Annotated in this window: 23 protein-coding genes and 1 pseudogene; 10 read left to right on the top strand and 14 right to left on the bottom strand. The window is 52.7% G+C overall.

Annotation, left to right across the window (positions count from 1 at the left end):
* Window positions 1-6 precede the first annotated feature (6 nt).
* A complete protein-coding gene (locus U0026_RS11195) occupies window positions 7-462 on the bottom strand; it encodes a DcrB-related protein (protein ID WP_062773758.1) in 456 nt (151 codons plus the stop codon).
* 20 nt (window positions 463-482) lie between these two features.
* Window positions 483-2,384, bottom strand: a complete 1,902-nt coding sequence (locus tag U0026_RS11190; protein WP_126440742.1) for a type VI secretion system Vgr family protein — start codon at window positions 2,382-2,384, stop codon at window positions 483-485.
* 698 nt (window positions 2,385-3,082) lie between these two features.
* Here U0026_RS11190 and U0026_RS11185 point away from each other — a divergent pair.
* The gene (locus tag U0026_RS11185; RefSeq protein WP_062779583.1) at window positions 3,083-4,090 is read left to right on the top strand and encodes a zinc-binding alcohol dehydrogenase family protein; all 1,008 of its coding nucleotides are present in this window, start codon (window positions 3,083-3,085) and stop codon (window positions 4,088-4,090) included.
* A gap of 1 nt (window position 4,091) precedes the next feature.
* Window positions 4,092-4,385 (top strand): putative quinol monooxygenase, encoded by a 294-nt coding sequence (locus U0026_RS11180; protein WP_062779581.1) that lies wholly within the window; start codon window positions 4,092-4,094, stop codon window positions 4,383-4,385.
* A 26-nt stretch (window positions 4,386-4,411) separates the two neighbouring features.
* Here U0026_RS11180 and U0026_RS11175 read toward each other — a convergent pair whose 3' ends face one another.
* Window positions 4,412-5,317, bottom strand: coding sequence for an alpha/beta hydrolase (locus U0026_RS11175; RefSeq protein ID WP_062779579.1), 906 nt, complete (start codon window positions 5,315-5,317; stop codon window positions 4,412-4,414).
* Window positions 5,318-5,690: 373 nt separating this feature from the next.
* Between U0026_RS11175 and U0026_RS11170 the strand changes: the two genes are divergently transcribed.
* From U0026_RS11170 to U0026_RS11155, 4 genes are all read left to right on the top strand, one after another.
* Entirely contained in the window at window positions 5,691-5,798 is a 108-nt protein-coding gene (locus U0026_RS11170) for a type I toxin-antitoxin system toxin Ldr family protein (protein WP_062779575.1), read from the top strand.
* A 191-nt stretch (window positions 5,799-5,989) separates the two neighbouring features.
* Window positions 5,990-7,057 carry an ABC transporter substrate-binding protein gene (locus U0026_RS11165; RefSeq protein WP_062779573.1) on the top strand — a complete coding sequence of 356 codons (1,068 nt, stop codon included), beginning with the start codon at window positions 5,990-5,992 and terminating at the stop codon, window positions 7,055-7,057.
* Complete coding sequence (locus tag U0026_RS11160; protein WP_062779571.1) at window positions 7,044-8,051, top strand: FecCD family ABC transporter permease; 1,008 nt, start codon at window positions 7,044-7,046, stop codon at window positions 8,049-8,051. The genes U0026_RS11165 and U0026_RS11160 overlap by 14 nt, the downstream gene beginning before the upstream one ends.
* Window positions 8,048-8,797 carry an ABC transporter ATP-binding protein gene (locus U0026_RS11155; protein ID WP_062779570.1) on the top strand — a complete coding sequence of 250 codons (750 nt, stop codon included), beginning with the start codon at window positions 8,048-8,050 and terminating at the stop codon, window positions 8,795-8,797. The genes U0026_RS11160 and U0026_RS11155 overlap by 4 nt, the downstream gene beginning before the upstream one ends.
* Here U0026_RS11155 and U0026_RS11150 read toward each other — a convergent pair.
* From U0026_RS11150 to U0026_RS11135, 4 genes are all read right to left on the bottom strand, one after another.
* Window positions 8,781-9,521 carry a substrate-binding domain-containing protein gene (locus U0026_RS11150; RefSeq protein ID WP_062779568.1) on the bottom strand — a complete coding sequence of 247 codons (741 nt, stop codon included), beginning with the start codon at window positions 9,519-9,521 and terminating at the stop codon, window positions 8,781-8,783. The two genes, U0026_RS11155 and U0026_RS11150, sit on opposite strands and share 17 nt — an antisense overlap.
* A gap of 65 nt (window positions 9,522-9,586) precedes the next feature.
* A complete protein-coding gene (locus U0026_RS11145; RefSeq protein ID WP_062779566.1) occupies window positions 9,587-10,423 on the bottom strand; it encodes a shikimate dehydrogenase family protein in 837 nt (278 codons plus the stop codon).
* Window positions 10,413-11,762 (bottom strand): MFS transporter, encoded by a 1,350-nt coding sequence (locus tag U0026_RS11140; protein ID WP_062779564.1) that lies wholly within the window; start codon window positions 11,760-11,762, stop codon window positions 10,413-10,415. The genes U0026_RS11145 and U0026_RS11140 overlap by 11 nt, the downstream gene beginning before the upstream one ends.
* 91 nt (window positions 11,763-11,853) lie before the next feature.
* Window positions 11,854-13,704, bottom strand: coding sequence for a bifunctional sugar phosphate isomerase/epimerase/4-hydroxyphenylpyruvate dioxygenase family protein (locus U0026_RS11135; RefSeq protein WP_062779585.1), 1,851 nt, complete (start codon window positions 13,702-13,704; stop codon window positions 11,854-11,856).
* A 133-nt stretch (window positions 13,705-13,837) separates the two neighbouring features.
* Here U0026_RS11135 and U0026_RS11130 point away from each other — a divergent pair, with 133 nt between their 5' ends.
* Window positions 13,838-14,476 carry a TetR family transcriptional regulator gene (locus tag U0026_RS11130; RefSeq protein ID WP_062779563.1) on the top strand — a complete coding sequence of 213 codons (639 nt, stop codon included), beginning with the start codon at window positions 13,838-13,840 and terminating at the stop codon, window positions 14,474-14,476.
* A 20-nt stretch (window positions 14,477-14,496) separates the two neighbouring features.
* Here the strand turns inward: U0026_RS11130 and fumD are convergent, their stop codons facing one another.
* Window positions 14,497-14,712 carry a fumarate hydratase FumD gene (fumD, locus tag U0026_RS11125; protein WP_062779561.1) on the bottom strand — a complete coding sequence of 72 codons (216 nt, stop codon included), beginning with the start codon at window positions 14,710-14,712 and terminating at the stop codon, window positions 14,497-14,499.
* 164 nt (window positions 14,713-14,876) lie between these two features.
* Here fumD and ynhH point away from each other — a divergent pair, with 164 nt between their 5' ends.
* The 3 genes and pseudogenes from ynhH (at window position 14,877) to lpp (ending at window position 17,137) form a co-directional block, all read left to right on the top strand.
* Window positions 14,877-15,182, top strand: coding sequence for a protein YnhH (gene ynhH, locus U0026_RS22835; protein WP_421666529.1), 306 nt, complete (start codon window positions 14,877-14,879; stop codon window positions 15,180-15,182).
* Window positions 15,179-16,590, top strand: a pseudogene (pykF, locus tag U0026_RS11120) (pyruvate kinase PykF). The gene ynhH and the pseudogene pykF overlap by 4 nt, the downstream one beginning before the upstream one ends.
* A 310-nt stretch (window positions 16,591-16,900) precedes the next feature.
* Window positions 16,901-17,137 carry a murein lipoprotein Lpp gene (lpp, locus tag U0026_RS11115; protein WP_062779559.1) on the top strand — a complete coding sequence of 79 codons (237 nt, stop codon included), beginning with the start codon at window positions 16,901-16,903 and terminating at the stop codon, window positions 17,135-17,137.
* A 65-nt stretch (window positions 17,138-17,202) separates the two neighbouring features.
* On the opposite strand, the gene ldtE is transcribed toward lpp, so the two are convergent.
* From ldtE to sufB, 6 genes are all read right to left on the bottom strand, one after another.
* Window positions 17,203-18,189, bottom strand: a complete 987-nt coding sequence (gene ldtE / locus U0026_RS11110; protein ID WP_062779557.1) for a L,D-transpeptidase LdtE — start codon at window positions 18,187-18,189, stop codon at window positions 17,203-17,205.
* Window positions 18,190-18,311: 122 nt separating this feature from the next.
* Window positions 18,312-18,731, bottom strand: a complete 420-nt coding sequence (gene sufE / locus U0026_RS11105) for a cysteine desulfuration protein SufE (RefSeq protein WP_062779555.1) — start codon at window positions 18,729-18,731, stop codon at window positions 18,312-18,314.
* Window positions 18,732-18,744: 13 nt separating this feature from the next.
* Window positions 18,745-19,965 (bottom strand): cysteine desulfurase SufS, encoded by a 1,221-nt coding sequence (gene sufS / locus U0026_RS11100; protein WP_062779553.1) that lies wholly within the window; start codon window positions 19,963-19,965, stop codon window positions 18,745-18,747.
* A complete protein-coding gene (gene sufD, locus U0026_RS11095) occupies window positions 19,965-21,236 on the bottom strand; it encodes a Fe-S cluster assembly protein SufD (RefSeq protein ID WP_062779551.1) in 1,272 nt (423 codons plus the stop codon). Before sufD ends, sufS begins: the two co-directional genes overlap by 1 nt.
* Window positions 21,211-21,957 carry a Fe-S cluster assembly ATPase SufC gene (gene sufC / locus U0026_RS11090; protein WP_062779549.1) on the bottom strand — a complete coding sequence of 249 codons (747 nt, stop codon included), beginning with the start codon at window positions 21,955-21,957 and terminating at the stop codon, window positions 21,211-21,213. Before sufC ends, sufD begins: the two co-directional genes overlap by 26 nt.
* A 40-nt stretch (window positions 21,958-21,997) precedes the next feature.
* A complete protein-coding gene (gene sufB / locus U0026_RS11085; RefSeq protein WP_062779547.1) occupies window positions 21,998-23,485 on the bottom strand; it encodes a Fe-S cluster assembly protein SufB in 1,488 nt (495 codons plus the stop codon).
* Window positions 23,486-23,487: the final 2 nt, after the last annotated feature.

Here is a 23,487-nt window from a genome sequence, read left to right as displayed (position 1 = left end):
TTTCCGTCAGTCCTGTGACTCAGATACTTCATCCGGTGGTAATGGTTTGAAGCTTGAGACCACGTCAAGAAGCATCTTTTTTTGCCCCTCATTCAATGGAAGAGAGGTGCTAAACGTGAAGGTCAGCAGCATTTCGTTGCGTCGCTGGAAAACCGCTAACTGTTGGATGCGTCCTTGCTTACCGTCTTCTTCAGGACCATTCCAGCTGTAATCGAGCAGCCACGCGGGTTCTTCCGCTAAGGTCATTTCATGGCAAGCATGTTCGGTGTATCCATCCAATTTGCCCTGGTACAACGCAATCGTTTCCTGATACAGAGTGTCGGTTCGGGTACCCTGTGCGACAGGCTCCCGCGTGATAACGAGGTTGATCCCGCTGTTATCATTGGAAACCAGAACATGCATCGATTGATCCTGCCACTGGGCGGGCAGATATATACGGCCTTCGTTAAAAGTGAATTGCATAACACTCTCCCAATTTAGAGTTAACAGTTGATAAACACGGCTTCGCCGTTAATGGTGATGCCGTCCTTAGTCAGTTGAATAAATGTGTTGCCAACCTGTAACTGAATACCGTCCGGGGTCAGCGCAATCATGCTTTCCTCAACAGACAGTGAGATCTGTTTAGCCGCCTGATAAGACTGCATCCCGTCATTACTTCCGCCGTTATCAACCGCCCTGACCTCTACCGATCCCGCTGTCGTTCCGCGTAACTTAAAAACATCCTCCATCAATGACCCTTTCCGGACGGTGGTCATGTGATCGCTTTTCTGGACATCCATAAGATGGAAGCCTTCCGCGATGGTCACGGTCTGGTTGTTTTTCACGGCTTCAAAATGGTCATGGGTCACGAGGGTGGTCCGGTCATTGAGCACTTCCGTCTTCATGTCCTTCTGCGCATGCATCGACAGCAGCTCCTGCCCGGCTTTATCCTCAAACATCAGTTCGTTATACCCACTGCCCATATAGGTTTTTGAGCGGATGGTCATCTGCGTCTTCGTCCCCGGAAGGCCGCCCGGCGGGGTATTATCGGCATGGTAGGTTCGCCCCATAATGATCGGCTGATCCGGATCGCCATTCAGGAAATCGACGATCACCTCCTGACCCACGCGCGGGATGGCTAAGTTACCGAACCCCGGCCCCGCCCACGCCTGCGCGACCCGGATCCAGCACGAGCTGTCCTGGTCTGGCGGGTTATAGCGGTCCCAGTTGAATTTCACCCGTACGCGACCGTGCTCGTCGCAGAAGATTTCTTCGCCTTCCGGGCCGGTAACCACCGCCGACTGTGGGCCATCCACCGATGGTTTCTGCTGTGGCACCGGCCGCCACGTTCTGTCTGCCGGGATCACCGTAAAATCATTCTCAAGGGTGGTTCCTGCGCCGGAACGCCCTGCCACCGCCTGCGGCTGGCTACCCTGCAAAGCGCTGCTCACCACCTGCCATTCCCGGTTCAGGCTCGCCTGCGGGTGTTCCGTCAGCGTAATACGCCGTCCCGGCCATATTTCAGGGGAACGGCTTTTCCCCTGGGCCGCCTCGGCATTATTGCGCCATCCCTCCATCTGCCAGCGGGTGAAGTTCTGCCCGTGTGCATCCTTGAAACGACCAGGATAGTCGAACACTTCATACTGCGTGCGCTGGTAATCCTGATGTTCGCCCTCGTGCTTAAAGCGGCCTGCCCAGCCCGGGCGTTTAAAGGTGTAGTCCTTGCCGATGACGGAAGAGGGCCGTATCTGCGCGCTATGACGGAACTGGCTGATGCACGGCGTGCTCACCTCTGTGCGGGTATTCGGGTTCCACGGAATTTCAAACGCCTTCGGTAGAAAGCGCACCGTGTCGCACAGCACCAGACTCTGGTCATCGCTGTCAGATGAGTGCTCTTCGTAGAAGAACAGCCCTTCCTCCGCGGCCATCCGCGCCAGAAAGTCATAATCCGTTTCCCCGTACTGCACGCAGAATTCCCGCGCCGGATGCGCCTCGCTGAACAGCGGACTCCAGTCCGTGACCCCGTTTTCCTGCAATATCGTCCCGAGGATGCTTTTAATATCCTCATTCTGGAAAATACGGGAGTTCTGGCGCAGTGCGGCGCGCCACAGCGGCGGGCGGACTCGCATGCTGTACAGCATCTGGTGCCCGTCGTTTTCGCCCTGTTCAAACCAGGTCACAATGCCGTTCACCCGGCGCTGTATCTCCGTGCCCTGCCAGATTTTGAGGTGCGCCGGTTTTTCCAGTACCTGAGAGAAATCCATGCTGAGAAGCTGCTGGCTGACCAGCGAGATATCGAGGGTAAACAGTGAGGAAAAGGACTGACTCAGATGAAAGGACGTCACAACCAGCGAGTCCGGTGGCAGGCCGTCCACCTCCAGAGTGAAACGTAATCCTGTAGACATTAATAACCTCGTGAATTGTTGGAAAACATATTTCCATATAATATGAATATAAATGGGCAGTATTATTGCATCGAGCACGCTACCGCTGAGGCTGGTAGCCCCACCAGCCTCTCTTGTTATCTTGAATTGAGGTGTGCCGGATAAGTCAATCGTTCAAAACGACATCAATAACTATCTGATACCAATAATAAAAACCCATAATCTGGAAGGTGAATCCACTCAACACATAAAATCAATAGTTTATTTGGCTATAGTTATTGAACGAATGAATATTTAAAACCTCAGAACCGATAAGAAAATATTATCCCGCTGCAAAGAATACGCTTCTCTTTATCGATCCAAAAGTATTTTAAAAATCATTGCCACAATCTATATATACGATGCTATTTATACACATATAAAACATATATTGTTTTAATGGTTTATAAAATCATTAAAACGGGAGAGGAGTTCACATCTGGAGAAGTGTATTGTTGAAGAGGGTTAATTCATTAGAACTATTATTACGAAGTTACGATAAATAGTGGCACCAACAGCAGCGGCACAATACCGCCTACCCAGAAAAAGGAGCGTTTATGAACACCGATGATTAACGGGATTTTCGTGATTTACGTATAAGACTTATCGTCAGCGCCCTATTTTTCCCCTCTCCGCTTACGCCTACCATCCGGGTATTCCAGACAATACCCGGAGATACCATGAAAGCATTTGCTATTACCCGCGCCGCCACCGAAGGCAGCAACATTCCGTTTATTACCGCGATTGAGTTGCCCGTCCCACAAGCGCAAGGCCACGATATTTTGGTTGAAATTAAAGCTGTTTCCGTTAACCCAGTTGACACCAAAGTCCGCGCCGGATTCTCCTCGGATACCCCACGCATTCTGGGCTGGGATGCGGTTGGCGTCGTCAAAGCCACTGGTGACAACGTCACGTTATTTACACCTGGAGATGAAGTTTGGTACGCCGGTGCGCTAGGCCGTCCAGGCAGCAACAGTGAGTTTCAGCTTGTAGATGAGCGCATCGTCGCACTGAAGCCACGGACGCTGGATAACGCCTCAGCGGCGGCGTTACCGCTCACCGCGATCACCGCCTGGGAGCTGCTGTTCGATCGTCTGGGCGTTCAGCGCGATGGAAATGCTGGCGATACTTTACTTATCGTCGGTGCTGCAGGTGGCGTCGGTTCTATCCTGACGCAACTGGCGAGCAAGTTGACGAAAATGACGGTTATCGGCACCGCGTCTCGCCCCGAAAGCCAGAAGTGGGTACGCGAAGCGGGGGCGCATCACGTTATCGACCACAATAAACCGCTTACCGAAGAGCTGGCGCGTATTGGCATTAATGAAGTGACGCATGTTGCCAGCCTGAACAATACCGAGGGGCATTATCTTCAACTTATTACCGCCCTCGCGCCACAGGGGAAACTGGCGCTCATTGACGATCCGCAAAGCCTGGACGTGGTGCCGCTGAAGCTGAAAAGTATTTCGCTGCACTGGGAATTTATGTTCACTCGCTCGATGTTTGAAACCCGCGATATCAGCGCTCAGCATCGCCTTTTGAGTGAAGTGGCAACGCTAATTGATAATCAAACCCTCGAGACCACGTTGGGCCAACATTACGGGGTCATCAATGCCGTGAATTTACAAAGGGCGCATGCACAGCTGGAAACGGGCCGCGCTGTTGGGAAAATTGTGCTGGAGGGATTTTAAGATGATTTCAATTATTGCCGTCTTAAAAGCGAAAACGGGAAAAGTGGATGAATTACGTGAAGCGCTCAAAGCGCTGATATTGCCTACACGTCAGGAGCCGGGTAATACCGACTACACGCTGTTTCAGTTACGCGACGAGCCAGAAGTATTCTATATGCGAGAGTCATGGCGCGATCAGGCGGCGCTGGAAGAGCATATTTCCCTGCCCTATTTTCAGACCTTTATCGGACAGATGGACAGTTTGCTGGCAGAGCCTTTAAGACTGGATTATTTGACGCCTGTAGAGGCGGAGTAAACCCGGCGGCGCTGCGCTTGGCCGAGCTACGAGAGCGATAACCATCTTAGGTAATGGGCAGGCCATTGCGTTGTTTGTGTGCCGGGTCGGCCCATGGCAAAACCATGTCCACCATTAGGATAGCGGTACAAGGTAACCGGAACGCGTGCTTTAACGCAGGCGGCCTGCATGATTAGCGTATTGTGCGGATCGGACACCGTATCGTTTTCAGCCTGAACCAGAAACATTGGCGGCGTTTGGTCAGTGACATAATTTTGTACTGACCATGCCGCGTTCTGCACATCCGTTGCCGTATTTCCCACCAGAATTTTATGCGTTGAGCTGTGGTTGTAGGGTTTCTCCAGCGTGATGATGGGGTAAATCAATGCGGCACGGTCGGCGTGCGCAGGCCGTTCGTCAATCGCATCGTGGATGGGATAGCTACGATAATCCGCCCGCGTCGCTGCCATTCCCAGCAAATGTCCTCCCGCAGAGAACCCAAGCACGCTGACCTGTTTTTCACGCTCACGTACTATTCTCAGCGCGCGTTGTGCGTCCTGCAACGCAACCAAATTCCCGTCATGCCAGTTTTCTCCCGGCAGGCGGTAGCTAAGCATATAAGCCGTAAATCCCCTTTCGACCAGCCAGTATGCTGCTGGCCAGGCTTCCATCTCCATTTCGATGCGTTTATATCCCCCTCCCGCTGCGATCAACACCCCATGGCCCTTTGGCGATAATGGTTCAAGGACCGTGAGATACGGTATGGCGATATGACTTTGTGCTCCCTTTGCGCTCACGCGCATCTCGCCGACAGGCCCACCGCCACCGGGGGGCGTACTCGTCCACAACGACAATGTGTAAGGCATTTTTTGCGATGAGGACGACTGGACTAAACCGGACTTTGCAGCTAATGCCAGTGCGGTGAAACGAATAAGAAACTGTCGACGATCCATAAAAATACTCTACGGGTGGGAAGACGTTCAGTTAAGCAGATACAGAGGGTTGAAGGCGAATGGTAATGAATAGATTTTATTTGATTATCCGCTGTCTGCAGCTGGGTCAAATTCTGAAAAGCAGATACATGGATATACAAACAGTATTCAGCGATTGCCGAGCCCGTTCCTTGTGCTATAGGATCCTCTCAATCCCGATTGTCGGGAGAGGCGCAATGTTGCGGGGGCTTGATCCCCGGCGGCAGCTGTTGCTGGAAAGAGAAAACCCCCGCACGTTGTTCGGTAAAAACCTGGCAACATAACGGGGGCTAACTTGACCTTCGACAAGTTAAGAATAGCCGCGAACCGTTGCCATTGCAATCAGGATGGCGGTATGACGCTAATGCAATGGGTATTTATGTTCTGGCACGATCTGGGCGCTCCGCTCATCGTCAGCGTGCTCACTGGTCTGATTTTGGGCTGGTGGCATAACCGGAAGTAAATGCCCGGGCGTCAAGGCCGCCGCAATGGCAGCATGCGCCCGAACCGGGCCGCAGGAGCAACTCTGCGGCCTTTTTCGTTTGCTGGAGGGCTCGCCGTAGAAAATTAGGGGTAATTGCCTCAGACGATTTGCATTTGCTTTCGTTATATAATCAAATACACATCGTTTATTCACTCCTGATTGAGTATCTGATGTCCACATTACCCCGCTTCCTCCTGAGTCTGGCGCTGGTATGCGCCAGTCTAACCGCCGCCGCGCCTGCGCAAGCCGAGCGTATCGTCACCGACCAGCTTGGCCGTCAGGTTACCGTACCCGATACCGTTAACCGCGTAGTTGTCCTCCAGCATCAGACGTTGAATCTTCTTGTTCAGCTCAATGCGGCTGACGATATTGTCGGCGTACTAAGTAGCTGGAAAAAACAGCTTGGTCCAAATTTCGCCCGTTTTATGCCCGCGATTGAAAAAATGCCGATGCCCGGTGACCTGACCCAGGCCCATATTGAGAGCCTGCTGGCGCTGCACCCACAGGTGGTTTTTGTCGCGAACTATGCCCCCACAGAGATGATTCAGCAGATTCAAAATGCGGGGATCCCGGTGGTGGCGATATCGCTGCGCGATGATGCCGTGGGTGAAAAGAACAAGATGAACCCATCAATGGGCGATGAAGAGCGCGCCTATAACGAAGGACTTAAGCAAGGAATCCGCCTGATTGGCGAAGTGGTTAACCGCAAAAACGAAGCGAATGCGTTGATTGACTACACTTTTTCCGCCCGTGCGAAATCTAACGCGCCGGTTGCTGCAATTCCACCAACCGAAAAAGTACGCGTGTATATGGCAAACCCGGATCTCAATACCTACGGTTCAGGTAAAAATACCGGTCTGATGATGCAGCATGCCGGTGCGATAAATGTCGCGGCCGCCACGGTGAAAGGCGCGCGCCAGGTGTCTTTGGAACAGGTGCTGCAATGGAACCCGCAGGTAATTTTTGTCCAGGATCGCTATCCGGATGTCGTGAAGCAAATCACCACGGATCCACAGTGGCAAGGCATTGATGCGGTTAAACATCATCGCGTCTGGTTGATGCCGGAATACGCTAAGGCATGGGGTTATCCAATGCCAGAAGCGCTGGCGATTGGCGAGCTGTGGATGGCGAAAAAGCTCTACCCGGAACGCTATAAAAACGTCGATGTCGACGCGCAGGCACAGGATTACTATCACCGTTTCTATCGCACCGATTGGCACGCAAATGCACATCAGTAGTCATCCTAAAACGGTTCAGGGTGGGTTGATGTTACTCGCCCTACTGGTCGCGGTGGTATCGCTATGCTTTGGGCAGTACGGTTTGTCAATTGGCGACGTATTGGCCCAGCTTACCCATCCACACCGTACCGCCGATATTGCACACCAGATTGTCTGGTCCGTTCGCCTGCCGCGCATTCTGATGGCGCTGCTGGCCGGCGGCGCATTGGGACTGTGCGGCGCGACGTTTCAGGGCGTTTTCCAGAATCCCCTTGTTGATCCGCATATTATCGGCGTCACCTCAGGTTCCGCATTTGGGGGCACGCTGGCAATCCTGCTGGGCCTGAGTATGCCGATGATGATGGGCACCACCTTTTTCTTCGGTTTGCTGGCGCTGACGTTGGTCTATTTGTTGGCGGCATTGCAAAAGCGTGAAAGCACGCTGGTGCTGATTCTCGCGGGGATTATTCTCAGCGGTTTTTTTGCAGCGCTGGTGAGCTTGATGCAGTACATGGCTGACACCGAGGAGGTCTTACCGAATATCGTATTCTGGCTGTTGGGTAGCTTTGCAACAGCTAACTGGACGAAAGTCCTGCTGCTGGCACTCCCTGTCGCGATCGCCGCACTGGTACTTTATAAGCTGCGCTGGCGTATCAATCTGCTGTCGCTTGATGATAAAGATGCGCGCGCATTGGGTGTCCAGGTGACCGCATTACGTCGCGGAGTACTGCTATGCTGCGCGCTGCTGGTTGCCGCGCAGGTGTCTGTTAGCGGCAGTATTGCGTGGGTGGGGCTGGTGATCCCGCATTTGGCGCGCATGCTAACGGGGGCCGATCATCGCCGCTTACTCCCCTGCGCATTCTGGCTAGGGGCAAGCTTTATGGTTCTGGTTGACGATCTTGCCCGTACCCTGACCGCCGCCGAAATTCCGATTGGGATCATCACCGCGCTGGTTGGTGCCCCTATCTTTGCCATCATGCTGGTACGCGCAAGCCGTAAAGGAATGCTGAAATGACCCCGACGTTAACGCTCTCAAATCTGGAGTACGGGCATAAAAAAGCGTTATTCGCGGCGTTAAGCCTTCACTGTCAACCCGGTGAGGTCTGGGCCGTGCTGGGTGCGAACGGACGCGGGAAAAGTACGCTTTTAGATACGATAACCGGCATTCTTCCGCCACTTGCCGGTGAAATCACCGTCTCGGGCGGCACGGGCATCGTGCCTCAGTCGTTTCACCCTGCTTTTGCATGGCGAGTCAAAGAAGTGGTCTTAATGGGCCGCGCGCGTCACATCGCCCTTTTCTCACAGCCGCAGGAAGAAGATGAGCGGCAGGTATTGAATGCATTAGCATTGCTGAACATTACACCACTTGCCGATACGCTGTTCAGCACCCTTTCCGGTGGGCAGCAGCAACTGGTGATGATCGCCCGGGCACTGGTCAGCGCCAGTCAAAACATTTTGCTGGATGAACCTTGCTCGGCGCTGGATTTAGGCAATCAGCAAACGGTATTGCAGCTCATCAGCAATCTTGCACATCTCCAGTCGCGTACGGTGATGTTCACTACCCACGACCCTACTCATGCGCTGCAGGTTGCCAGCCATACGTTGCTGCTGTTACCCAACGGGCAGTGGCTGGCAGGAACAACGGCGGAGATTGTGCAAGAGGATAATCTGCAGCGAGCTTACGGCGTAGTAGTGCGTAAAATCCAACTAGAGGATTACCCTACGGCGGTGGTGACGCCGCTATTTAAACTGGATCGCTAACGGCGAGAAATCCAGCATCACGCAGGCAGCGCTGCCCTTCCTCCGCGAGGATAAACTGGCAAAATTGCCGAGCAGCGTCGCTTTCATCCAGCATTGCCAAATAATATTCGCAGCGGATATTCCACGGTTGTGGAATCGTTACGTTGCGAATATCCGTGTCCCCCATCGACGCAGTGGCGTAATGCGCATACCCAATGAACAAATCTGCCAGACCTTGTCGAATCAACCAACGACTCGCGATTTCTCCAGGCGGTACCGTCAACGAATCGCGCCCACCGACCAGTTGTATCGCACGTTGCTTGAGGGACGCCCCCAAGCCGGGATAGTCGATATCAAGGCGCTCAAAGAGCTGCCAGGTATAGTCTCCGGACGGGTCGCATAGCGGTGTCGATGTGCCCAGCCGCAGCGCGGCATCACTCAGTAACCCCAACCAATCCTTCCCCATCGTTTGCGGCGTATTTTTCACCGTTAAAATCAGCTGGTTTTGCGCAAAAGGTTGCAGACCGTGCGCACGCCCCGTTTCACATAACCTGTGTGGATGTTGATGGTTTGCTGAGGCAAACACTGAGCAGGCGGCCCCACGTTCAATACGTTCGCGCAACAAACCAGCCGGGCCGAAAACAATCTCAACCGCGATCCCCGTACGTTGGGTAAATTGGGCTTGCAGTGGGATAAATGCGCGGCGTAGGCTGCCTGCCGCCAGTAAGGTCAGAGTAGAGTTCATAAGCGGTACGTAGTAGCCCGAGAAAGCGCTATATTACTCGGGCTATTACGCTATTGACCAGCGCTTTAGTAGCGAATATCCGCCAGCGACTGTAACTGTTCCGGTGTTGCTACCGGCAAGTGGAAAAAGTCCAGGTAGGCTGGGATCATCTCAAACAACATATCGGTTCCACGCTGTACCGGACAACCTCGCGCCATCGCGGATTTGAGAAACGGTGTAAATTCCTGCTTCATAACCACTTCTCCCACGAATGCACTGGGATCTATTCGCTCAACGTCCATAGGCAGCGGATCGCCAGGTGACATGCCCAGCGGCGTGGCGTTAACCACCAGTGAGTGTCCAGCCGGGTCGTTCGACATAATCTTCAGTTTAAGCCGTGGATAGTGCGTCTGGAGACGATCTGCCAGCGCCTGCACAGTGGCTTCCCGGGGATCAAACAGCGTTAAGGCACTTACCCCTGCAGCGGCCAGCGATGCCGCGATCGCCGACCCTACGCCACCGCTCCCGACAACCAACGCACGTGCACCGTGGGTTTGAAAACCTTTACGCTGAATGCCGCGAACAAAACCGTCGCCGTCGAACATATCCCCGGTTAGCGTGCCGTCATGTTCCCGACGAATCGCATTACAGGCACCCGCAATTTGCGCGGTCGGGCTAAGCCGGTCTACCAGTTCGCAGGTTGCCACTTTATGCGGCATGGTGACCAGGGCACCGGTAATGTTGGTCAGTGAAAACAGTGTAGGAATCAGTGCGGCGTAATCCTGTGGCTTCACTCCCATCGGCACCACTTTGACATCCACCCCCTGATTTTCAAACCAGGGATTATAGATCATCGGGGCTTTAAAGCTGGCGGTCGGATATCCCAGGTGCGCGATCAACCGCGTGTGTCCGCTAATCTGCATGTACACCCTCCTGCTGTTGAAGATCCAGTTCAATGCGTTTCACGTCACCGAGGATAAATAAATAGGCGATAACGCCCAGTAGCGCGGCTCCGCCAATATAGATAAGGGCATAGAAAAAATTGCCGTAGGCGGCAACGATAAAACCAATCACCAGCGGTGTGAGGATCCCCGCCAGGTTGGCGCAAAAGTTAAACAGACCGCCAGTTAAGCCGCCCAATCCTTTTGGTGCCATATCCGAGATAAGCGTCCAGCCCAGTCCAACCATGCCCTGCCCGAAAAAGGCAAACGACATCACCAGAATCACCGCCGTATCGCTGGAGAGCCAGTTGGCGCTGATAATGCAGCTTGCCATCAGCAGACCGGCGATAATCGGCAACTTGCGTCCCAGATTGGCATTACCGGTGGCCTTGAGTAGTTTATCCGATACCCAGCCGCCAAACATCACGCCACCCGCCGCTGCCAGGAATGGCAGAATGGCGAAGAAACCTACCTTAAGCCACGGCATATGCCGTTCCGTTGCCAGATAGGTGGGGAACCAGGTCAGGAAAAAGACCAGCACCGTATTCCCCGCAAACTGACCAATGCTGGCACCGATAATCTGTCGTTTGCTCAGCAGTTGACGCACCAGCGGCCAGCTAAAAGCCTTGTGCTGTTCGGCACCGGAACTCATGCCGCCACCCGCGGTAATATAGTCACGCTCCTGTTCACTTAAATGTGCATCTTCATGCGGCTCACGGTAGTGTCGCCACCAAACCAGCGCAAAGAGAATGCCAACCACACCGACGGTGACAAACAGTGCTCGCCAGCCAAAACCGTCCATTATCCAGAACAGGAATGGCGCAAAACAAGCTAGTCCAAGGTATTCCCCTACCGTGTACACCGCCGTCGCTTTGGCACGCTCATGTTGTGGGAACCAGGCGCTCACCACCCGACTGTTTACCGGAAAACACGGTGCTTCACTAACGCCCAGACCAAAACGGCACAATAACAGCGTTTTTAAACCGACGGCGAATCCGTGGAACAGCGTAAACAGCGACCAGAAACCCAATGCCAGAAAATAGGTTATTTTATTGCCAAACCTGTCGAGGAACATACCGCCGGGAATTTGCGCCAACGCGTAAGTCCAGGCAAAAGCGGAAAAAACGATCCCCATCATCGCTGCACCGATCCCCAGTTCCTGTGTCAACTGCGGGGCAGCGATGCCCAGCACGGTACGGTCGAGATAGTTAATCATGGTACCAACGGCCAGCAGCGCCAGAATACCTATGCGCCGCCGGGAGCGAGGGACTGCGTTGACCGCTTCAGCGGTAGCCACGCGATTATGGCCGAGTGAGTTCATAGTGTTTACCTGTCATTGTCGGGTGCAGATGAATATTATTTTTATGTTCGACTTCTGTGGCACTGACGTACCGGGTGGTACATTTTATGATTTAACGGTACTGCATTGCTGAAAGCCGCACGGCGGCATTCACTGCGCCGTATTGCGTGTATCCGTGACGTCTTTCCGTCAATTCAAAGAAGAAACGGCCTTCACTAAACGGCCAGGTGTAACGATGTAAGAATTCACCGCCTGTGCTGTCACGGTCGTAAAGGATTTGCTGGCGCTGGAGGATGTCGGTTTGCACGGCAGCGCCGAAGCGCGCCAGTAGGTCTTCATAATAGTTCGCCGGTACCGGCAGCGAGAGCGAGGCATCCAGCGGGTCGGTCTCCAGCAGCACCGGAAGATCGTGACAGGCAAAAGCGGCATGCTGCAACCCTGCCCCCTGGTAGCAAGCCACCGACCGCGCGATTTGCGTGGCGCGGCTTTGAGAAATGTTCAGCGCGAGTCGGATAGTACCCTGAGGACTTTGCACCGCCAGGCTTCGCACCAGACCGTACGGATCGGGCATCGTTTGCTCGTGCTCCAGCGTAAAGCCGAGCACCGTGCGGCAGAACATGACCCAGTTATCCCGGCTGTCTGCGTCCATTCCGAGGGCCAGATGGTCAATACCCAACAGCCTCCCGCCGTTGCTATCCGCGGTCAGATTGAAGTCTTGTGCGTAAATATCCTGATGATCGTCAACCAGATAAATCAGGCTGCCGTCAGGCGCGCAAACTGCCGGGATAGCACTTTCATTCGGCCCGGCATCGCCTTGCCAGGTGGCGTAACCGTAGGCTTTAGCCCGCGCGACGATTGGCGCACTCTCACTGACCCGCAACGCCATGGCACAAAGCGAAGTGCCGTGACGCTGATAGAAATGATCGGCCCAGCTGTGGGGCTGATAATTGATAATCACCCGCGCACCGCCGTTGCTCCATAGCGCGACCTGTTTTGTCCGGTGCATTCCCGCCAATCGGAATCCCATCCCGCCCAGCATTGTGCTGAGTTTTTTTGCCTCTGCTGGACTGGCGGCAAATTCAATAAATTCGGTACCGTTGAAGGTAGGTAAGTCAGCCGCCTGGAATAAATCAGCATGGGTATTATCGAGCGCCCGACGGGTCTGTTCTTCCAGCCACAACAACGAGCGGTAGCCATCTTTCGCCGTCGCCCCATTAGGTGATGCACGAAAACCGTCGTTGAAAATTTCCAGCGACCACGGCCCACGATAACCCAATTGCGTGAGTTTACGGGTAAACTCCACCAACGGCAGTTCACCTTGCCCAGGGAAGCAGCGGAAATGGCGGCTCCATTCAAGAACGTCCATTTTCATAATCGGCGCGTCAGCCAGTTGCAGGAAGGTGATTTTTTCCATCGGGACTTCATGCAGACGCGTCAAATCATCGCCTAATGACAAGATGTGGAAACTGTCGAGCACAATACCCAGCGCCGTGCTATCAACGGCTTTTACGCGCTCCCAGGCCTGATACCAGCGGTTAACGTGAGTGCCCCACGCCAGCGCTTCGTAACCCACCTTTATATTCTCTTGTTCAGCCAGCGTCGCCAGCGCACGCAGGTCCGCAACCTGCTGTTCAAAATCAGCGCTGCAGTCTGCCTGAACGTTGCTGCACAGTAGCATCGTATCGCAGCCCAGTTCATGCATCAGCGCAAATTTGCGTTTAGCCCGCGCCAGATTAGCGGCAAATTGTTCGCGCGTGCCTCCCTCAAAATCACGAAATGGCTGAAATAGCGTAATTTTTAGCCCAAGTTCGTCGGCCATAGTACGGACATCTGCTGGCGTACCGGTATAATAGAGCAAATCATTTTCGAAGATTTCCACGCCCTGATAACCGGCCGCTGCAATCGCGCTCAGTTTTTCAGGCAGGGTTCCGGAAATAGACACAGTAGCAATCGAACGCAACATAGTTTCACCTGGTTTACGCTGTAACAGTTGCATCGAATATGAATCATTTGGTTCAATCGCGCCAGATTTGGTTGCCAAATTGTGATCATTGTGTGTATTTTTTGTTCCATTGGAAAAGTTAACAGGAGTTGTTATGTCCGCCATGGCTCACGATGAAGCACAATCGCTCAAAACACGTATTTTTACCGCTGCGATCGCCGTTTTTGCCGAGCATGGGCTGGCTGGCGCCAGAATGGAACAAATTGCCGGGGAAGCGCAAACGACCAAACGAATGGTGGTCTACTACTTCAAAACCAAAGAGTTGCTGTACCAGGCGGTACTGCAATATGTGTACACGCGTATCCGGGAAACGGAGCAACAGCTGGGGTTAGAAAATCAGCCCCCGGTTGAGGCATTAGTGCAGTTGGTTAAATGGAGTGTGCGTTATCACGCTGAGCATGCAGATTTTATGCGGATTATCTGTATGGAAAATATGCAGCGCGGCAAATGGCTATTGGCATCTGGTGACCTGAAACGGTTAAACAAAAGCGCCCTCTCATTACTGGAACACATTCTGCACCGTGGGCAGGAACAAGGAATGTTTCAGCCTGCGCTGGAAGCCCGGGATGTTCACCGGTTGATAAGCAGCTTCAGCTTCTATCAGGTTTCCAACTTTTATAGCTTCAATAGCCTCTATCTGGATGGTCCACTTCCGGATATTGATGATGAAGCGCTTATTACTCACCACAGCGAGCTGGCGGTTAAAGCTATTTTGCGCTTCGTCATCGCCTGATTATCCATTATTTCAGTGTGTTATGACTGACCAGAAAGTGCAGTCACTACCTTTTGCATCGCATCGCGCGTCAATTCCGAGCGCTGGATCTTGTTATTCGCCAGCGCCGTTCGCACGACTCCCGCAATAACCATGTGCTTTGGCTCCTGGCCTAAATCACGCATTTCCAGTACGACCTTACCCACAACGCGGCACATCTCCTGGTATAAAAAATCGTCTTTTGCTTGATTTCCCATTGTTTACACTCGCTATTTTCCATTAATAATCAGTTTATTATTGTTTTGTTCTGCCGATAAAGCAAATCAACGCGTAATGCTCTATGACCTGAGTTCGTTCGTTGCGCATCGCAACTGTTACGTTTTGGCAAGATATTCGTTTTTATTTTGTTAATTAGCGAGTTTTGATTTTGAAACAGCGTTTTCATTTTCTTTTTTGCGCATTACATCGTATAATCTGCGGCGTTTCTTTCTTGAATGGTTTCAGCTCATTGGACTGCATTAATAAACGATTAAAACATCGCCTATTTCACTATGCTGAACCTCTAGCACACTTTCCTCTGCACGCTTTTTTTATGTCACCTATCCTTATGGCGTGGCATAGCAACTTTCGTAATACAGCTTTAGCTCTATGGCCATGTGGGCATGGAGCGAAAATTCAAAATCCCAATCCTTCTCAATCTCAACCTAAAAGACTAAGACTGTCATGAAAAAGACCAAAATTGTTTGCACCATCGGACCAAAAACTGAATCCGAAGAGATGTTAGGCAAAATGCTTGACGCTGGCATGAACGTAATGCGTCTGAACTTCTCCCACGGTGATTACGCAGAACACGGCCAGCGCATCAAAAACCTGCGTAACGTGCTGAGCAAAACCGGTAAGAAAGCCGCTATCCTGCTGGATACCAAAGGCCCAGAAATTCGCACCATCAAGCTGGAAGGCGGTAACGACGTTGCCCTGAAAGCTGGCCAGACCTTCACTTTCACCACCGACAAATCTGTTGTGGGCAACAACGAAACCGTTGCTGTAACTTACGAAGGTTTCACCACCGACCTGACCGTGGGCAACACTGTCCTGGTTGACGATGGTCTGATCGGCATGGAAGTTACCGCTATCGAAGGTAACAAAGTTATCTGTAAAGTTCTGAACAACGGTGACCTGGGCGAAAACAAAGGCGTTAACCTGCCTGGCGTTTCTATCGCGCTCCAGCACTGGCTGAGAAAGACAAACAGGATCTGATCTTCGGTTGCGAACAAGGCGTTGATTTCGTTGCTGCGTCCTTTATCCGTAAACGTTCTGACGTTGTTGAAATCCGCGAGCATCTGAAAGCTCACGGCGGCGAAAACATCCAGATCATCTCCAAGATCGAAAACCAGGAAGGCCTGAACAACTTCGACGAAATCCTCGAAGCGTCTGACGGCATCATGGTTGCTCGTGGCGATATGGGCGTTGAAATCCCGGTTGAAGAAGTTATCTTCGCCCAGAAAATGATCATCGAAAAATGTATCCGTGCGCGCAAAGTGGTTATCACTGCGACCCAGATGCTGGACTCCATGATCAAAAACCCACGCCCTACCCGCGCAGAAGCCGGCGACGTCGCTAACGCCATCCTTGATGGTACCGATGCCGTTATGCTGTCTGGTGAATCCGCTAAAGGTAAATACCCGCTGGAAGCTGTGACCATCATGGCCACCATCTGCGAACGTACCGACCGCGTGATGACCAGCCGTCTGGACTTCAACAACGACAGCCGTAAACTGCGTATCACCGAAGCCGTTTGCCGTGGCGCGGTTGAAACTGCAGAAAAACTGGACGCACCACTGATCGTGGTTGCTACCCAGGGCGGTAAATCAGCTCGTGCTATCCGTAAATACTTCCCGGATGCCACCATCCTGGCTCTGACTACCAACGAAACCACCGCGCGTCAGCTGGTGCTGAGCAAAGGCGTTGTTGCACAGGTCGTTAAAGAAATCAGCTCTACCGATGATTTCTACCGTCTGGGTAAAGAAGTTGCTGTAGAAAGCGGTCTGGCTCAGAAAGGTGACGTTGTTGTCATGGTTTCTGGTGCCCTGGTACCAAGCGGAACAACCAACACTGCCTCTGTGCACGTACTGTAATAATTCACATACTTATTATAGTTTGCTTAAAAAAGCGCCCATCGGGCGCTTTTTTTATACCTACAGATAACATTGCTGAATAAAAATCAAATAGGCTCCCACTATTTAAAACGCGATTATCTAAGATGAATCCGATGGAAGTTATCTGTTTTCACAGACTTTTTCGCTAAAAAAGCCGGTAGTCGATGCTTCTTTGAGCGAACGATCAAAAATAAGGGAAAACGAATAAAAATATCTTCTCAATATAAAAAAGTTTGTGTAATACTTGTAACGCTACATGGAGATTAACTCAATCTAGAGGGTATTTATAATGAATCGTACTAAACTGGTACTGGGCGCGGTAATCCTGGGTTCTACTCTGCTGGCAGGTTGCTCCAGCAATGCTAAAATCGATCAGCTGTCTTCTGACGTTCAGACTCTGAACGCTAAAGTTGACCAGCTGAGCAACGACGTGAACGCAGTGCGTTCCGACGTTCAGGCTGCTAAAGATGACGCAGCACGCGCTAACCAGCGTCTGGATAACGCAGCTACTAAATACCGTAAGTAATAGTATCTGTGTAATGAAAATGGCGCACATTGTGCGCCATTTTTTTGCCTGAAATTCCTTTCCGCTTACTGCATCATTTTTTCTGACGACGCTTCACCATTTTGCGCCGACAGCACCGACGTCCTTGTGGCAGCCTTCGAATCTGAAACCATCATCGGATATCCCGCACGACGCGCTAAGCTTTTCGTTACCAATTCTTCGCTCACCCCTGTCTGTTCAACAAACTGCTTAAAGTCTGGCGACAGCGTAATCTTCATGGTTTGCGTATCCTGCGCTTCGTTCGGCGACAGCGGACGGTGTACTTCCAGATAGTGTGCGCCATTTGGTTCCACGGAATATTTCACCGGCTCGTTGATCACCCTGACCGTCGTCCCACTGCGAACCTGAGCGAACAGCGCTTTGATATCTGGCGCGTTCATCCGAATACAGCCGGAGCTCACGCGCAGCCCTACGCTATCCGGCGCGTTGGTTCCGTGAATAAGATACTCGCCGTTACCGTATGCCAGACGCAGGGCAAACAGACCCAACGGGTTCCCCGGCCCTGCAGGAATGACGGCTGGTAACGTAACGCCGCGCTCCAGTGAGCGAGCCCGGATGCCTGCCGTCGGTGTCCATGTTGGATTGGAGATCTTTTGTCCAACCCGAGTCGTCATTTCTGGAGTCTCAAGACCCTGTTGACCGATCCCAATAGGGAACACCTGCACCATCTGCTCGCCCGGCGGGAAGTAATACAGTCTCAGTTCGGCAAGATTGACCACAATACCTTCGCGTGGCACATCCGGTAACAGCATCTGCGAAGGAATCGTCACGACCGTACCCGCCATAGGTGAGGACGCGATGGTGTTATTGGCTTCGAGGATGAGCATCGCGGCAGTGTCAAAACGTCGTGCGATAGCCTGGAGGTTCTTATCCCCCTCCTGAACGGTGTAGGTTTGGTTGTGACCGATTAAACGGCTATTGGCTGGGGGTAATGGGTAGTCAACGCCCCAGGCGCTAGAAAACGCGCTGAGTGCGCTTAAAATGCTGAGTGTGATAAGAGACGCGCGCTTCATATCTGGATTCCTTATTCATATTCACTGACAACATTGCCAGAAAGCTGAACCACCAGTGGGCGGGCAGGTAGCCCGCCTTGTTTTGTAACAGATTGGAAGCTGTCTTTTCTATAGTAGCTAAATTAGTGAGACCTCGCCGCTGCACGCGCGCGAATTGCACGGATCATGGCTTCCAGCCCCTGAGCTCGTGAGGGGGTCAGGTGCTGCGTCAGTGCCATCTTTTCAAACCAGGGACGAACGTCAAATGCCTCGACATCCGCGGCGGTCATTTCATCGTAGAGGATAAATACGATGGCAATCAACCCCTTCACGATTGCGGCATCACTATCACCACGCAGCGTCATTCGCCCCTGTGCATCGGTACCCATGACAATCCATACCTGGCTTTGGCAGCCCTGGATACTATTTTTCGCACAGTGTTCTTCCGGGCTTAGCGGTGGGAGGCGCTGGCCAAGCTCAATGATATAGAGATATTTCTCTTCCCAGTTCGCGCAACGGTTAAAGTTACGCAGCAATTTATCTTTATCCGGTAAAGCGGCCATCGTAAGTTCCCTTTTATCCCAATAAACGTTGAATACGCTGGAGACCCGCCACCAGTCGATCCACCTCTTCCACCGTGTTGTACATGGCCAGCGACGCCCGACACATAGCCGGTACCTGGTAGAACTCCATCAGCGGCATGGCACAATGATGCCCGGTACGAACGGCAATCCCGTAATTGTCAAGAAAGCTGCCCACATCGTAGGCATGGTGTTTACCCAGATTAAAGGCGATGACGCCCAGACGGTCGGCCGGGCCGTAGAGATGCAGGTCAGGAACATGGGATAACGCATCCAGCGCATATCGCATCAGCGTCTGTTCATATTCAGCGATTTGCACAAGCCCCAGTTCGCTGACGTAATCCAGCGCCGCACCCAAACCGATAATGCCACCGGTATTCGGCGTACCTGCCTCAAACCGCCACGGCGCATTTGCCCAGGTGGTGCCCTGCGTCAGGCTGACGGTCGCAATCATCGAGCCGCCCCCTTCCCACGGCGGCATATCCTTTAGAATATCGGCCTTGACATACAGCGCACCAATTCCGGTTGGCCCATAGAGTTTATGGCCGGAGAAAGCGTAAAAATCACAGTCCAGCGCCTGGACATCTACCGGATGATGCATCACCGCCTGCGCGCCATCCACCAGCGTTTTCGCGCCATGCCGATGCGCCAGGGTAATCAATTCGGCCAACGGGTTTTCAGTGCCCAGTACGTTCGACACCTGTGTCACCGCCAACAGCCGAGTCCGTTCATCAAACAGCGAGGGCGCGGATGCCATTTGCAAAGTCCCATCCGCATTGAGCGGGATCACCCGCAGCTCAGCACCGTTTCTGGCGCAAAGCATTTGCCAGGGAACAATATTGGCATGATGCTCCATCGCGGTAATGACGATATTATCGCCCGCCTTGACGTTACTGGTACCCCAGCTATTCGCCACCAGATTTATCGCCTCGGTAGTACCGCGCACAAATACAATCTCTTCTGCGCTAGCCGCATGGAGGAAATTGGCGACTTTCTGCCGCACCTCTTCCATGCGCTGTGTGGCTTCGGCACTGAGCGTGTGAATTCCGCGATGCACGGCGGCATAACCGTGACGATAAAAGGACGCTTCAGCATGGATCACTTGCTCAGGTTTCTGCGCGCTGGCGGCAGAATCAAGATAGACCAGCGGCTGACCGTTCACTTCACGGGCCAGAACCGGAAAATCACCACGCACTTGTTGTACGGAAAAAGTCATTACTTACCTCCAGCCAGACGTCGCCCAATACGCGCCAGAACGTGCTGCTTGAGCGGATCCAGGGTTATCGCATCTGTAAGCCCTGCGGCGAAGGCATAGAGAATTATCTTTCTGGCCTCATCTGATGAAATACCGCGTGAGCGCAGATAAAAGAGTTGTTCATCGTCAATCCGACCGACCGTGGCACCGTGGCTGCATTTCACGTCATCAGCGTAGATTTCTAGTTGCGGCTTGGTGTCCACTTCTGCCAGACGGTCCAACAGGAGATTATTGTTGGTCATCTGACCGTCGGTTTTAATCGCGTGCGGTGCGACGGTAATCACGCCGTTAAACACCGCTCGACCTTTATCGCTGACGATAGTTTTATGCAGCTGACGGCTATTACAGTAGCCTTTGTTGTGCTCAAGCCAGCTACGAGTGTCGCAGACTTCCGTATTGACCGGCATCGACAGGCTGTTAACCCGCAAGGTACTGTTTTCACCATTTAACTGCGTGCTGGTGTGGTGACGCGTTACCGCCGCCCCCAGTAAAAAACTGTGACTGAACGCCGCCGCATCTCGCCCCAGCCTGAGATCGTTATGCGCAAAGTGATAGCTCTGAGCATTTTCAAAACCCAGTTTGAGATGCTGAAGCTGAGCATTGTCGGCCACCTCGGCGGTGAACCGCGCGCCGGTAAAATGGCGCGTCTCATTAAGACTCACATATTGCTCGATGACCGTTGCCTGCGCCCCTTCTTCCAATTGCATGTGGTGCCGATAGTGCGCGGTATTCATTTCATCGGTTTCCAGCCCCCGGGTGATGTGCAGCAGCAACAAGGGTTTGGCCGGATGTTGATTACGCCGAACCCGAATATGCGTCACGCAGGTCGCCAGACTTTCCGTCAGATGCAGAAAAACCTCGCAGTGAACGGCCTCTGGCAGCGATTGCCGCTGGTTATCTACCGTCACATCAAAGCCGCTGTCCGCGAGAGAGTCACTCAGGCTCGCATCAAACTGTCCATCGACGAAAACCAGGCGCCAGGCATCCAGCGCTAGTGAGTGTGTGTCACGCTCAACTGCCGTTAAGCCCGGTAGTGCGGGCGCAACAAATGTGCTCGCTAGCAGTTTATCCAGCGAGGTGTATTTCCAGTCCTCATCTTTACGCGATGGTAATCCCAGCCGTTGAACCTGCTGAAGATGCTGTTGAGCCTGCGGTGATGCCTGCCCGCCGCGCGCCTGAAACAGCTCATGCCACTGTTGCAGTGCGCTACTGTTGTTCGCTAAGCCAGCCATAGCCCTGCTCCTCCAGTTGCTTCACCAGCGTAAAATCACCCGATTTGACGATGCGTCCTTGATAAAGCACGTGCACCACATCCGGTTTGATATAGTCGAGAATACGCTGATAGTGGGTGACGATAATAAACGCACGCTTACCGTCGCGCAGAGAGTTCACACCGTCGGAGACCACTTTAAGAGCGTCAATATCTAGCCCGGAATCCGTTTCATCAAGAATGCACAAGGACGGTTCAAGCACTGCCATCTGTAGGATATCATTACGTTTTTTCTCACCACCGGAGAAGCCAACGTTAACCGAGCGGGTGAGAAGATCGGCGGGCATTTTCAGGAGATCGATTTTTTCTTCCATCAGATCCTGAAAATCAAAACGATCCAGCGGCTCCTGCCCTCGATGCCCGCGCACCGCATTCAGTGCGGTTTGCAGGAAAAACTGGTTGCTGACGCCTGGGATTTCCACCGGGTACTGAAACGCCATAAAAATACCTTCCCCGGCACGTTCTTCCGGCGACATTGCCAGCAGATCGTTACCGTTGAAGTTAACCTCACCGCCGGTCACGGTATAGTCTTCACGTCCTGCAAGCGTCGCTGAGAGCGTGCTTTTCCCCGAGCCGTTTGGCCCCATAATGGCGTGAACTTCGCCAGGGCGCACCTCAAGGCTGACCCCGCGCAGAATCGCTTTATCATCAACCGAGACCTGCAAATCTTTGATACTCAACATATCTTATCCCTTAATACTTAGAGCCTAATGGGACAGGCTCTTAACCGACGCTGTGTTCAAGGCTAATAGCCAGCAATTTTTGCGCTTCCACGGCGAATTCCAGCGGCAGCTCAGAGAAAACATCCTTACAAAAGCCGTTGACGATCATGGAGATTGCATCGTCTTCACTGATTCCACGTTGCAGGCAGTAAAACAGCTGATCTTCTCCAATACGTGAGGTCGTCGCTTCATGCTCTAGCTGTGCGCTATTGTTCCGACACTCCACGTAGGGGAACGTATGCGCCCCACAGTCCGGACCAATCAACATGGAATCACACTGGGTAAAGTTGCGCGCATTGGTCGCTGTCGGCATGATTTTCACTAACCCACGATAGCTGTTCTGGCTGTGACCTGCGGAGATCCCTTTAGAGATAATGGTCGATCGGGTGTTTTTACCAATGTGGATCATTTTGGTGCCGGTATCTGCCTGCTGATGACCGCTGGTCAGCGCCACCGAGAAGAACTCACCGACCGAGTTATCGCCGCGCAGAATGCAGCTTGGGTATTTCCAGGTAATCGCCGAACCGGTTTCCGATTGCGTCCACGACATTTTGCTGTTTTCACCTTCGCACAGCGCACGTTTAGTGACGAAGTTCAGGATCCCACCGCTGTTGTTATCGCCAGGGAACCAGTTCTGCACGGTGGAATATTTCACCTCCGCATCCTTGTGAATAATCACCTCGACGACCGCAGCATGCAGCTGATAGCTGTCGCGTACCGGTGCCGAACATCCTTCGATATAGCTGACATAACTGCCTTCATCGGCAATCAGGATCGTGCGTTCAAACTGGCCAGTTTTTTCCGCATTAATGCGGAAATAGGTCGACAGTTCCATCGGGCAGCGCACGCCTTTCGGGATGTAGATAAAGGTACCGTCAGATGCCACCGCCGCGTTTAGCGCGGCAAAGAAATTGTCGTTTTCCGGTACTACCGTGCCGAGGTAGCGCTTTACCAGCTCAGCATGATCGTGAATCGCTTCGCCAAAGGAGCAAAAAATAATGCCCTGCTCGGCCAGTTTTTCCCGATAGGTAGTGGCAACGGAAACGGAGTCAAAAATGGCGTCAACGGCCACTTCTCTACCTTCTCGCACCGGTACGCCAAGTTGGTTAAATGCCGCTTCAACCTCATCTGTCAAAAAGCTGGCTGGGCCAGTTTGCTGTTGCGCTCCAGGTTCCGAGGCGCAACTGTCATCGCAGTTCCCACACGATGGCGCGGAGTAATAACTGTAATCCTGGTAATTAAGCCCCTCGTAGTGTGCTTTTAACCAGTGCGGTTCTTCCATTGAAAGCCAGGCTCGGAAAGCCTTGAGTCGGAACTCCAGCATCCATTCGGGTTCGTTGCGACGGGCAGAGATCGCCCGCACCACCTCTTCGTTGATGCCTTGTGCCAGTTCGTCTGTTTTCAGTTGGGTGAAGAACCCTTCTTTATAGTTCAGCGGGCCATCCGCCCAGGTCTGGACATCGTCAGTTGCTTCAGTATTGCGCGTCATTA

The organism is Kluyvera intermedia (genome assembly GCF_034424175.1).
Lineage (GTDB): Bacteria > Pseudomonadota > Gammaproteobacteria > Enterobacterales > Enterobacteriaceae > Kluyvera > Kluyvera intermedia.
This window is presented reverse-complemented; position numbering and strand designations above follow the sequence as displayed.